The organism is Pseudomonas sp. 13B_3.2_Bac1 (genome assembly GCF_025466205.1).
GTDB classification, from domain to species: domain Bacteria; phylum Pseudomonadota; class Gammaproteobacteria; order Pseudomonadales; family Pseudomonadaceae; genus Aquipseudomonas; species Aquipseudomonas fluorescens_H.
Genome location: NZ_JANLOG010000149.1, coordinates 33,043 through 45,449 on the forward strand (window position 1 = coordinate 33,043; position 12,407 = coordinate 45,449).

Annotated in this window: 10 protein-coding genes; 3 read left to right on the top strand and 7 right to left on the bottom strand. The window is 61.8% G+C overall.

Annotated elements, in window-relative coordinates:
* A complete protein-coding gene (locus NTD85_RS24665; RefSeq protein WP_262143449.1) occupies nucleotides 1–1,320 on the top strand; it encodes an LLM class flavin-dependent oxidoreductase in 1,320 nt (439 codons plus the stop codon).
* A 191-nt stretch (nucleotides 1,321–1,511) separates the two neighbouring features.
* Nucleotides 1,512–2,549 carry an L-glyceraldehyde 3-phosphate reductase gene (gene mgrA / locus NTD85_RS24670; RefSeq protein ID WP_003220623.1) on the top strand — a complete coding sequence of 346 codons (1,038 nt, stop codon included), beginning with the start codon at nucleotides 1,512–1,514 and terminating at the stop codon, nucleotides 2,547–2,549.
* 209 nt (nucleotides 2,550–2,758) lie between these two features.
* On the opposite strand, the gene tauD is transcribed toward mgrA, so the two are convergent.
* From tauD to NTD85_RS24705, 7 genes are all read right to left on the bottom strand, one after another.
* Nucleotides 2,759–3,601 carry a taurine dioxygenase gene (gene tauD / locus NTD85_RS24675; protein WP_262143450.1) on the bottom strand — a complete coding sequence of 281 codons (843 nt, stop codon included), beginning with the start codon at nucleotides 3,599–3,601 and terminating at the stop codon, nucleotides 2,759–2,761.
* A 155-nt stretch (nucleotides 3,602–3,756) separates the two neighbouring features.
* Nucleotides 3,757–4,590: a taurine ABC transporter permease TauC gene (tauC, locus tag NTD85_RS24680; protein WP_262143451.1), complete on the bottom strand. Its 834-nt coding sequence runs from the start codon at nucleotides 4,588–4,590 to the stop codon at nucleotides 3,757–3,759.
* A complete protein-coding gene (gene tauB / locus NTD85_RS24685) occupies nucleotides 4,587–5,381 on the bottom strand; it encodes a taurine ABC transporter ATP-binding subunit (protein ID WP_103485314.1) in 795 nt (264 codons plus the stop codon). The genes tauC and tauB overlap by 4 nt, the downstream gene beginning before the upstream one ends.
* A gap of 16 nt (nucleotides 5,382–5,397) precedes the next feature.
* On the bottom strand, nucleotides 5,398–6,375 hold the full coding sequence (gene tauA, locus NTD85_RS24690; protein ID WP_007964707.1) for a taurine ABC transporter substrate-binding protein: 978 nt from the start codon (nucleotides 6,373–6,375) through the stop codon (nucleotides 5,398–5,400).
* Between the two features lie 282 nt (nucleotides 6,376–6,657).
* Complete coding sequence (gshA, locus tag NTD85_RS24695; RefSeq protein ID WP_262143452.1) at nucleotides 6,658–8,241, bottom strand: glutamate--cysteine ligase; 1,584 nt, start codon at nucleotides 8,239–8,241, stop codon at nucleotides 6,658–6,660.
* A 270-nt stretch (nucleotides 8,242–8,511) separates the two neighbouring features.
* Nucleotides 8,512–8,895, bottom strand: a complete 384-nt coding sequence (locus tag NTD85_RS24700; protein WP_003220635.1) for a PaaI family thioesterase — start codon at nucleotides 8,893–8,895, stop codon at nucleotides 8,512–8,514.
* Complete coding sequence (locus NTD85_RS24705; protein WP_045122251.1) at nucleotides 8,895–11,219, bottom strand: Tex family protein; 2,325 nt, start codon at nucleotides 11,217–11,219, stop codon at nucleotides 8,895–8,897. Before NTD85_RS24705 ends, NTD85_RS24700 begins: the two co-directional genes overlap by 1 nt.
* A gap of 358 nt (nucleotides 11,220–11,577) precedes the next feature.
* On the opposite strand from NTD85_RS24705, the gene ompR reads away from it, so the two are divergent.
* Entirely contained in the window at nucleotides 11,578–12,318 is a 741-nt protein-coding gene (gene ompR, locus NTD85_RS24710; RefSeq protein WP_003220637.1) for a two-component system response regulator OmpR, read from the top strand.
* The last annotated feature ends 89 nt before the right edge of the window (nucleotides 12,319–12,407 follow it).

Here is a 12,407-nt window from a genome sequence, read left to right on the forward strand (position 1 = left end):
ATGAGCAGACAGCTGAAACTCGGCGCCTTTCTCATGGTCACCGGGCACCACGTCGCCGCGTGGCGTCACCCGCAGGTTCCGGCGAATGCCGGGTTGGATTTCGCCCACTACAAGCGTCTGGCGCAGATTGCCGAGGCGGCGAAGTTCGACACGCTGTTCGTCGCCGACAGTGTGGCCGCGCCGACCCAGGACATCGCCAGCCGCATGGCGCGCTCGGATCACTTCGAACCGCTGACCTTGCTCTCGGCCCTGAGTGCGGTGACCGAGCACATCGGCCTGATCGCCACGGCGACCACCAGCTACAACGAGCCGTACCACGTGGCGCGTAAATTCGCTTCGCTCGATCATCTGTCGGGTGGCCGCGCCGGGTGGAATCTGGTGACCTCGGACAACGCCGCCGAGGCGCTGAATTTCGGTCGCGACGAGCACATCGGCCACGCCGAACGCTACAGCCGCGCCCGCGAGTTTCATCAGGTGGTCACCGGGCTGTGGGACAGTTGGGAGGACGATGCTTTTGTCCGCGACAAGGCCAGTGGCGCGTATTACGACCCGTCGAAATTGCATGTGCTGGATCACGTCGGTGAGCATTTTCGGGTGAAAGGCCCGCTGAACGTGGCGCGTTCGCCGCAGGGACAACCGGTGATCGTGCAGGCAGGCTCGTCCGAAACCGGGCGTGAATTGGCGGCGCAGACCGCCGAAGTGGTGTTCACCGCGCAGACTTCGCTGGCCGGCGCGCAGGCGTTCTACGCCGACCTCAAGGGCCGCTTGGCCAAGTACGGGCGCAGCGCCGATTCGCTGAAAATCATGCCGGGGGTGTTTGTCGTCGTCGGGCAGACAGAAGCCGAAGCGCAGGAAAAATGTGAAACGTTTCAGCAATTGGTCGAACCGGAGGTTGGCGTGGCGTTGCTTGGGCGTATGCTGGGCAACTTCGACTTGTCGAAGTACCCGCTGGACGGACCGCTGCCGGCGTTGCCGCTGACCGACAGCGGCCAGCAGAGCCGGCAGAAATTGCTGACTGAACTGGCAGGGCGGGAGCATCTGACCCTCGCCGAATTGGGCCGCAGGATTGCCGGTGGGCGCGGGCATTACAGCCTGGTGGGCACGCCGGCGCAGATCGCCGACCGCTTGCAGGAGTGGTTCGAGCAGGGCGCGGCGGATGGCTTCAACGTGCTGGTGCCGCACCTGCCGGGCGGACTCGAAGACTTCGCTGATGGCGTGGTCCCGGAACTGCAGCGCCGTGGGCTGTTCAGAACCGAGTATGAGGGCCGAACCTTGCGCGAAAACCTGGGCCTGGCCCGACCCATAAACAAATTTGTGTAGAGCACTTTTGTGGCGAGGGAGCTTGCTCCCGCAGGTCTGCGAAGCAGACCCAAAACCTGCCATCGCATTCAGACAGGCATAGCGCGCTGGATGGGTTTGCGGTTGCTGCGCAACCGAGCGGGAGCAAGCTCCCTCGCCACAGGTTTGGGATTCACCCTCAATTTGCTGGCAATCAAACAAGAGAGGATTCGATGACTTACACCGCTGCCGAAAACCGCTACGACTCCATCCCTTACCGCCGCGTCGGCCGCAGTGGTCTGGTACTGCCGGCGCTGTCGCTGGGCCTGTGGCACAACTTCGGCGACAGCACGCCGATCGACACCCAGCGCGCCTTGCTGCGCACCGCGTTCGACCTGGGGATCAACCACTTCGACCTGGCCAACAACTACGGCCCGCCGTACGGCAGCGCCGAGATCAATTTCGGTCGCCTGCTGCGCGAAGACTTCAAGCACTACCGCGACGAGCTGATCATCTCCAGCAAGGCCGGTTGGGACATGTGGCCCGGCCCGTACGGTCAGGGCGGCGGTTCGCGCAAATACGTGCTGGCCAGTCTCGATCAGAGTCTGCAGCGCCTCGGTCTGGACTATGTGGATATCTTCTATTCGCACCGCTTCGACCCGGACACCCCGCTGGAAGAAACCGCCAGCGCCCTCGCCACCGCCGTGCAGCAGGGCAAGGCGTTGTACATCGGTATCTCGTCGTACTCCGGGGTGAAAACCCGCGAGATCGCTGCGCTGCTCAAGGAATGGAAAGTACCGCTGCTGATTCATCAGCCGGCGTACAACCTGCTCAATCGCTGGGTGGAAAAAGACCTGCTCGACACCACCGAAGAACTCGGTACTGGCGTCATCGCCTTCACGCCGTTGGCGCAAGGTCTGCTGACCGACAAATACCTCAACGGCGTGCCGGCGGATGCGCGGGTCAATCGTCCGGGCGGTGGTTCGCTGCAGGCTTCGCACCTGTCCGAGGCCAACATTGCGCATGTTCGCGCATTGAACGAGATCGCCAAGCGTCGCGGTCAGAGCCTGGCGCAACTGGCACTGGCCTGGACCCTGCGTGATCCACGCGTGACCTCGGCGCTGATTGGCGCGAGCCGGCCGGAGCAGATCATCGAGAACGTCGGGGCGTTGAAAAACCTGAGTTTCAGTGCCGAGGAACTGGCGGAGATCGACCGGTTTGCCCAAGAGGGCGGGATCAATCTTTGGGAGAAGCCTTCGACGGCGGAGTGAGTCACCCTCACCCCAGCCCTCTCCCGGAGGGAGAGGGAGCCGACCGAGGTGTCTTGCGTCATAAATCGACCTGAGAAACCGGGTCGATTATGGATTCAGCACAGATTGATCAGGTTGGCATACTTCTGATGCATCCCCCAATCAGTCCCCTCTCCCTCCGGGAGAGGGTTAGGGTGAGGGGCTTTTGATTCTGCTCTGGCCTTCAACGCTCAGCGAAAAAACGGCACATCCCCCAACACCGTAGCCCGTTGCATCACCCGTCGTGCCGGACGGTAATCATCCACCGCGTAATGCTGGGTCACGCGGTTGTCCCAGAACGCAATATCGTCCTTCTGCCAGCGCCAGCGAATGGTGAATTCCGGTCGGGTCGCATGAGCGAACAGGAATTTCAGAATCGCTTCGCTCTCGGTGTCCGACAATTCGTTGATCTTCGAGGTGAAGCCTTCGTTGACGAACAATGAGCGCCGTCCACTGACCGGATGGGTACGGATTACCGGGTGTGACAACGGTGGGTTCTTGCGTCGCGCCTCTTCCCACTGGGCCAGTGCTTGCGGCGTATTGCCGTAACGTTCCAACGGGAAAGAGCGGGTGAAATCGTGAGTCGCGGTCAGCCCTTCGAGCAGGTTTTTCATCGGTGCCGACAGCGCTTCATACGCGGCAATCCCGCTGGCCCACAGGGTGTCGCCGCCAAACTCGGGCAGCAGCTTGGCGCTGAGCACCGCGCCCATCGCCGGGGTCGGCAGGAAGGTCACGTCGGTGTGCCAGATCGCGTTGTCGCGCACGTCGGTGACGGCGGTGTCGAGGATCAGCACTTCGGGCTGCTCCGGCACGTTCGGGTAGATCGGGTGAATGTGCAGGTCGCCGAAGTACGCGGCGAAACGCGCCTGTTGCGACGGTTCGATCGGCTGGTCGCGAAAAAACAGCACTTGATACTTGAGCAGCGCCTGCTCGATGGCGTCGCGCTGTTCCGGGTTCAACGGCTGGCTGACGTCGACGCCGCTGATCTGCGCGCCGAGGGCCGAGCTTAATGGGGTGATGGTCAGGCTGCTCATGGTGGGTCTCTGGAATTCGGGTTTTGAGCTTTTGGTGGGAGCGGGCTTGCTCCGGGCGGCGTTCCGACGAATGCGGTGTGTCAGAAGACATTTCTGTGACTGATACACCGCATTCGCGAGCAAGCCCGCTCCCACAGGTTTTGGATGGCAAGTATTCAGTGGGTTTGGCCGTGCCACGGCACCAGTTTGCGCTGCAGGGCACGCAGGCCCATTTCCATGGCGAAGGCGATCAGGGCGATCACCAGGATCCCCAGCACCACCACATCGGTGACCAGGAACTGCGCGGCCGATTGCACCATGAAGCCCAAGCCGCTGGTGGCGGCGATCAGCTCGGCGGCGACCAGGGTCGACCAGCCGACGCCGAGACCAATGCGCACACCTGTGAGAATATCCGGCAACGCGCTGGGCAAAATCACATGACGAATCAGCTGTGCGCGAGTGGCACCGAGCGACTGCGCGGCGCGCAATTTAGCCGGGTCAACGGTGCGCACGCCGGTCGCGGTAGCGATGGCGATCGGCGCGAAAATCGCCAGGTAGATCAGCAGCACTTTCGACAACTCGCCGATGCCGCACCAGATCACGATCAGCGGCAGATAAGCCAATGGCGGAATCGGCCGGTAGAACTCGATCAGCGGATCTAGCACACCACGGGCAATACGGTTGGCACCGATGGCGATGCCCACCGGCACCGCGGTCAGAATCGCAAAACCAAGGCCCAGGCCAATGCGGCTCAGGCTCGCGCCCAGGTGCTGCCACAGGGTCGAATCCATGTAACCGGTGGTCGCGAGCAACCAGCCTTTTTGCAGCACGGCGGACGGTGGTGGCAGGAACAGCGGTTCGATCAAACCGCTGGCGGTCACGGCCCACCAGATCACCAGCAAGGCGAACAGTGTCAGCAGGCTGATGCAGCGGGTGTTGAGGCTGCGCCGCACCGGAATCACCACCGACGAAGCTTTTGCTACCGGGGCGGAAACGTCGTAACTGCTCATGCGCGCTCCTGCCGTTGAACGGCGCTGCGTTGCGAGAACACTTTGCTCAGCACGTGCTCGCGGGTCTCGATAAAACGCGGGTCGGATTTGATCGCCCGTGCCGATTCACCGGCGGCGTAGCGCTGACCGAAATCCAGGTGCAGGCGCTCGACGATCTGCCCAGGATTCGGTGCCAACAGAATCAGGTCAGTGGCGAGAAACACTGCTTCTTCGATGTCGTGGGTAATCAGGAACACCGGTTTGGCGGTGCGCTGCCAGACCTGTAGCAGCAGCTCCTGCATCTGCTCGCGGGTGAATGCATCAAGGGCGCCGAAGGGTTCGTCCATCAGCAGCACGCGCGGGTCGGCGGCGAGGGCGCGGGCCAGGCCGACACGCTGTTTCTGGCCGCCGGAAAGCTGCCAGATACGGCGGTGTTCAAAACCTGTGAGGTCGACCAGCGCAAGCATCTCGCGGGCGCGCTGTTCGCGTTTGTCCTTGGCAACGCCAGCCAGTTCCAGACCGAAGGCAACGTTGGCCAGCACGTCCTGCCACGGCAGCAGGGCGTCATCCTGGAACACCACGCCACGTTCGGCGCTCGGGCCTTTGACCGGCACGCCGTCGAGGGTGATGCGCCCGGCGCTGGGTTCGACGAAGCCGGCAATCAGGTTCAACAGCGAAGTCTTGCCACTGCCGGACGGGCCGAGGGCGACCAGCAATTGCTGAGGCCCGAGGGTCAGGGAAATGTCCGCCAGCACCGGTTCCGGGCTGCCTGGGTACTGTGCGCTGATGCGCTCCAGCTGTAGCAAGGCCATCGCAGTTAACTCCCGATCAGTTGGTGATGTATTTGGCGCTGACGTACGGCGCGTAGTCCGGCAGTACGGCTTCGACCTTGCCTTGCTCCTTGAGGAACGCGGCGGTGTCGGTGATGGCTTTGGTGGTCGGCGCGCCGAGGGTGATCACCTGATCAGCCGCCAGCGGGTAGACGTTGCCTTGCAGCAGCAATGGAATGTCGCTGGCCTTGGCGCCGGAGAGCTTCACCAGCTTGTCGACGTGGGACTGGTCGGCGAGCCAGGCTTTCGGGTCCTTGCGGTAATCGGCGTAGGCGTCGAGGGTGACCTTGGCGAACGCGGTGACGATTTCCGGGTGCTTCTCGGCAAAGTCTTTGCGCACGATCCAGGCATCGAAGGTCGGCGCGCCGAACTTGGCCAGTTCGCCGGAGGTGATCAGCACTTTGCCGTTTTCCTTGGCCACACCGAGGGCCGGATCCCAGACGTAAGTGGCGTCGATGTCACCGCGTTTCCATGCGGCGATGATCGCTGGCGGCGCGAGGTTGAGCACGGTGACTTTCGACGGATCGATGTTCCAGTGCTTCAACGCCGCGAGCAGGCTGTAGTGACCGGTGGACACGAATGGCACGGCGATCTTCTTGCCGACCAGATCCTGCGGGGTCTTGATCCCGGAACCGTCGCGAGCGACCAGCGCTTCGGCGGCACCGATCTGGGTGGCGATGAGGAACGTTTCCACCGGGACTTTGCGGGTGATGGCGGCGGTCAGCGGGCTGGAACCGAGATAGCCGATCTGCACGTCACCGGAAGCGATGGCGGCGATGATGTCGGCGCCGTTATCGAACTTGCGCCAGCTGATGTCGGCCTTGGTGGCTTTCTCGTAGGCACCATCGGCCTGGGCGACTTTCGCCGGATCAACGGTGGTCTGGTAGGCGACGGTGAGGTCGGCGGCCTGCGCCAGAAAGCTCGCAGCAGCCAACGAGGCCACGGCCAGCAGGCGAAGCGGGAAATTCAGTTTCATGGGGAGTGCTCCAAGTCAGGCGACCGATGATCGGCGTGAAAGGAGACTAAATGATCTAAGAATCTAAAAATAAATAACTTTTTAGACTTAGCTTATGAGCGGAAAAATCGAAGGCGTGAGGGATTGCTGGTGAGGTCATTGTGGCGAGGGAGCTTGCTCCCGCTGGAGGCCGAAGGACTCCAATATCAATTCATCACGGTGCTTCTTATGCACCGGGGGACTGAAATTGCGACTGCTGCGCAGCCGAGCGGGAGCAAGCTCCCTCGCCACAGGGAATAGTGGTTAGTTACTGATCGCCAGAATGCTCGCCTGATACGACCCGACAAACACATCGAAATCGCCCACCTCGTTCTGTTCCAGCTCCGCCTGTTGCGCTAGCGACGAACGCGCCAACTCCTCAAACTTCGCTTGCTCAGCCGCCGCCAACGGTTCGCTGCGGAAGAACTCGGCATGCGCCTGGCTCTGACGCAGGGAGAATTGCGCGAAGCTCTCCTTGTGCTCGGCCATCGCCGCCAGCACTTGGGCCGAAGGGGTCAGGGACGAATCCTTGACCTTGGCCAGTTGCGCGTCCAGCGCCTTGCTATGCGCGTCGCCGCCATGGCTCTGATCGAGCAGGGCCGCCAGTGGAGCGATTTTTTCCAGCAGCTCGGCTGCCCAAACCTTCAGCTCGACCGCTTCGCCGTCACGCTGCAATTGCAGGCCCGGACGGCGTCCTTCCTTGACCACGCTGAGGAAGTTCGAGGTGGCGTTGCTGCAGGAATTGCTGGTCAGCAACGGACTGTCGTTCAGCGCGCAGTACAGCAGGAACGCGTCAAGGAAGCGTGACTCGGTAAGGTCGATGCCCATCGGCAGGAACGGGTTGATGTCCAGGCAACGCACTTCGACGTACTGAATGCCACGGGCCATCAGGGCCTGGATCGGCCGTTCGCCGGTGTAGGTCACGCGTTTCGGGCGGATGTTGGAGTAGTACTCGTTTTCGATCTGCAGGATGTTGGTGTTGAGCTGTACCCACTCGCCATCCTTGTGCGTGCCGACCTCAACGTACGGCGCGTACGGCGTGGCGACGGCCTTGCGCAGGCTGTCGGTGTAGCTCGCCAGATCGTTGTAGCAAGGCGTCAGGCCGGCCTGGGCGTTGCTTTGGTAACCAAGGTCGCTCATGCGCAGGCTGGTGGCGTACGGCAGATACAAAGTATCCGGATCGAGCTGTTCCAGTTGATGCGAGCGCCCACGGAGGAAACCGGCATCCAGCGCCGGCGAAGCCCCGAACAGGTACATCAGCAGCCAGCTGTAGCGGCGGAAGTTGCGGATCAGCGCGATGTATGACGATGACTGGAAGTCGCGGTCGGTGCCGACAAAACCCTCGGCCTCGCGCAGCAGCGGCCAGAGCTTTTCCGGCAGGGAAAAGTTGTAGTGAATCCCGGCGATGCACTGCATGGTCTTGCCGTAACGCAGGGCCAGGCCCTTGCGGTAGACGTACTTGAGCTGACCGATGTTGGACGTACCGTAATAGGCGATCGGGATGTCTTCCTCGGCCGGCAACGGGCACGGCATCGATGGACTCCACAGGTACTCGTTGCCGAGCTTGCTGTAGGCAAAGCGATGAATCTTGTCCAGGCTCGCCAGCGTATCGGCCGGATCGGGCAGGGCGGGGGTGATGAATTCCAGCAGCGACTCGGAGTAGTCGGTGGTGATCTGTTCATTGGTCAGCGCGGAACCCAAGGCTTCCGGGTGCGGCGTTTGCGCCAGACGACCTTCACTGGTCACGCGCAGGCATTCACGTTCGATACCGTGGAGGCACTGTTCGAGCAGAGAGAGGTTGGCGCGCTCGCCGAGCAGAGCCAGGCGGCGGTTGAGAAGTTCGCTCAATTTGGATTCCTTCACGCGTCAGTCGCCCCAATATGGGGGTGGGCAGGACGGTCTACAAGGGTGAAGTTGAAACTGGCGTTTTCGCCTGGTTTTGTAGCGGCAGGCCATTTGCCGGTCAGTCAGGAACTGCACAATCCCTGTGGGAGCGAGCTTGCTCGCGAAGAGGGTTTATCAGTCAACATTTCGGTTGCCTGATACACCGCCTTCGCGAGCAAGCTCGCTCCCACAAGGTTCGTTGCGCCGAAATTAACTCAAAATGATGAAGAACATCTACAGGACAGCGAACGTGCCTTGCGCTTTTGCGACCAGTTTGTCGCCCTGCATCACGTCGGCCTCGACCACCAAAGTGCGGCGGCCCGGGTGGATGACCCGCGCCGTGCACAGCACCTCGCCGTCGGACACGGCGCGGATGTAGTTGATCTTGCACTCGATGGTCGCGCTCTGCTGATCGAAGCCGTGGGTGCTGGAACAGGCCAGCCCCATGGCGATATCGACCAGACTGAACAGCGCGCCACCGTGCAACTTGCCGCCGCGATTGCGCAGTTGTGGTTCCAGCACCAGGGCGACTTGCGCCACCCCGGTTTCCAGGCTGTGCAGGCGGCAGCCCAACAGCTTGAAAAACGCGCTCTCGACGAGCCCGGCCGGAACTTCCATCAGCGTTTCTTCAACTGCTTGGCGTTGGCGAACAGCGAGGCCATGGCGTTGTTCACCGGAGCGGCTGTGGCCGTTTCCTTACGCGGTGCGTTGCCCGAAGACTGGCGCGGTGCCGAGCCTGGACGCGAACCACGGGCGCCGTCGATTTTCTCGCCAGGAGTGTCGCTCATGCGCATCGACAGACCGACGCGTTTGCGCGGGATATCGACTTCCATGACCTTCACTTTCACCACGTCACCGGCCTTCACCGCTTCGCGTGGGTCCTTTATGAACTTTTCCGACAGCGCCGAGATGTGCACCAGACCGTCCTGATGCACGCCGATGTCGACGAACGCGCCGAACGCGGTCACGTTGGTGACGACGCCTTCAAGGATCATCCCCAGTTGCAGGTCTTTCAGGTCTTCGACGCCTTCCTGGAACTCGGCAGTCTTGAACTCCGGACGCGGGTCGCGACCCGGTTTTTCCAGTTCTTGAAGAATGTCGGTGACGGTTGGCAGACCGAAGGTTTCGTCGGTGAATTTCTTCGGATCCAGACGCTTGAGGAACGCGGCGTCGCCGATCAGCGAGCGAATGTCGCGGTCGGTTTCAGCGGCAATACGCTGCACCAGCGGATAGGCTTCCGGGTGAACAGCCGAGGAATCCAGCGGGTTGTCGCCGTTCATCACGCGCAGGAAGCCTGCGGCCTGCTCGAAGGTTTTCTCGCCCAGACGCGCGACTTTCTTCAGCGCTGCGCGGGTCTTGAACGCACCGTGTTCGTCGCGGTGAGCGACGATGTTCTGCGCCAAAGTCGCGTTGAGGCCGGAGATCCGCGCCAGCAGCGCCACCGAAGCGGTGTTCACATCGACGCCGACGGCGTTCACACAGTCCTCGACCACCGCGTCCAGGCCGCGCGCCAGTTTCAGTTGCGACACGTCATGCTGGTACTGGCCGACACCGATGGATTTCGGATCGATCTTCACCAGTTCGGCGAGCGGATCCTGCAAGCGGCGAGCAATCGACACCGCACCACGGATCGACACGTCCAGGTCCGGGAATTCCTTGGCCGCCAGTTCCGATGCCGAGTACACCGATGCACCGGCCTCGGAGACCATGACCTTGGTCATCTTCATCGCTGGGTATTTTTTGATCAGCTCGATCGCCAGTTTGTCGGTTTCACGGCTGGCGGTGCCGTTGCCGATGGCAATCAGGTCAACCGAGTGCTTGGCGCACAGGGCGGCCAGAATCGCGATGGTCTGATCCCACTTGTTGTGCGGCACGTGCGGGTAAACCGTGGCGTGATCGAGCAGTTTGCCGGTGGAGTCGACCACCGCGACCTTGCAGCCGGTACGCAGGCCCGGGTCGAGGCCCAGGGTGGCGCGCGGGCCGGCCGGCGCGGCCAGCAACAGGTCGTGCAGGTTATGGGCGAAGACGTTGATCGCCTCGGTTTCGGCACTGTCGCGCAGTTCGCCGAGCAGGTCGGTTTCGAGGTGGGTGTAAAGCTTGACCTTCCAGGTCCAGCGCACCACTTCGCCGAGCCATTTGTCGGCGGGGCGGTTCTGGTTCTGGATGCCGAATTGCTGGCCGATCATGCCTTCGCACGGGTGCATGGTGCCCGGCAGTTCGTCGCCGACTTTCAGCGCGGAACTGAGGATGCCTTCGTTGCGGCCACGGAAAATGGCGAGTGCGCGGTGCGACGGCATGCTTTTCAGCGGCTCGTCGTGTTCGAAGTAGTCGCGGAACTTCGCGCCTTCTTCTTCCTTGCCGGCGATCACGCGGGCGCTGATGGTCGCTTCCTGCTTGAGGAAGTTACGCAGCTTTTCCAGCAGGCTGGCGTCTTCGGCGAAGCGCTCCATCAGGATGTATTTGGCGCCTTCCAGCGCAGCCTTGACGTCGGCCACGCCTTTTTCGGCGTCGACGAAGCGGGCGGCTTCGGTTTCCGGCGTCAGGTTCGGGTCGTTGAACAGGCCGTCGGCCAGCTCGCCGAGGCCGGCTTCCAGGGCAATCTGGCCCTTGGTGCGGCGCTTCTGCTTGTACGGCAGGTACAAGTCTTCGAGGCGGGTCTTGGTGTCGGCGAGCTTGATGTCGCGCTCAAGGGCCGGGGTGAGTTTGCCCTGCTCCTGGATGCTGGCGAGGATGCTGATGCGCCGTTCGTCGAGTTCTCGCAGGTAGCGCAGACGCTCTTCCAGATGACGCAACTGGGTGTCATCGAGGCTGCCGGTGACTTCTTTCCGGTAACGGGCGATGAAGGGAACGGTAGAGCCTTCATCGAGTAGCGCGACGGCCGCTTCGACCTGTTGCGGGCGTACGCCGAGTTCCTCGGCGATGCGGCTGTTGATGCTGTCCATAAAACCACCTGACATATTGTGAAAGCAGGCTCGCAGGCACGGAAATAAAGGCCCGGAGTCTGGTTGAGCGGCTAGAAAATTGCCGCTGCCTGGGTCAAGAGGCAGCCCATTGACCCGTGAAATCGAACCATTACTGCGGCCACCGGGAAAAAAGCCCGGCCACCTGCGGTAACGATTCAGACGTTGCCTGGCACAAAACGCCGCGCATTATAACCAGCGTTCTGTCATTCGGGGGTGTAGCAGTCTGTAGGCATAAACCCCGGTTTTCTGGCAGTGAAGGAAAAATCTGCTAACAATGCACACGGTGCGTATAACGGCAGCTACGCCATAATGCGCGCCGAGCTAAAAGGAGCATCCAATGAGCAGCACTGCAAACAATGCTGAAGGCGAAAAAATTCTTATTGTTGACGACGATCCGGGGCTGAGCAGCCTGCTGGAACGTTTCTTCGTCAGCAAGGGCTACCGTGCCCGTGCCGTACCGAACACCGAGCAAATGGACCGTCTGCTGTCGCGTGAAGTGTTCAATCTGGTCGTCCTCGACCTGATGCTGCCGGGCGAAGACGGCCTGACCGCCTGCCGTCGCCTGCGGGCGGCGAACAATCAGATTCCGATCATCATGCTCACCGCCAAGGGCGATGAGATGAGCCGCATCAAGGGCCTGGAACTGGGCGCCGATGACTATCTGGCCAAGCCGTTCAACCCGGACGAGCTGATGGCTCGGGTCAAAGCGGTTCTGCGTCGTCAGGCCGCACCGGTGCCGGGCGCGCCGGGCAGCGAAGACGAAAATGTCACCTTCGGTGATTACGTGCTGTCGCTGGCGACCCGCGAGCTGAAACGTGGCGAAGAAGTGCACATGCTCACCACCGGTGAGTTTGCGGTACTCAAGGCACTGGTGATGAACGCGCGTCAACCGCTGACCCGCGACAAACTGATGAACCTGGCCCGTGGCCGCGAGTGGGATGCCCTGGAGCGTTCCATCGACGTGCAGATTTCCCGTCTGCGCCGGATGATCGAGCCGGATCCGTCGAAACCACGCTATATCCAGACTGTCTGGGGTGTGGGCTACGTGTTCGTACCGGACGGCGCCGCCACCAAGTGATCGGCGATTTGTAGGAGCGGGTCTGCGCATCGGGTTGATCGACCCTCTACGCAGACTCGCAATCCGCAATATGCGAGCATTGCTCGCTC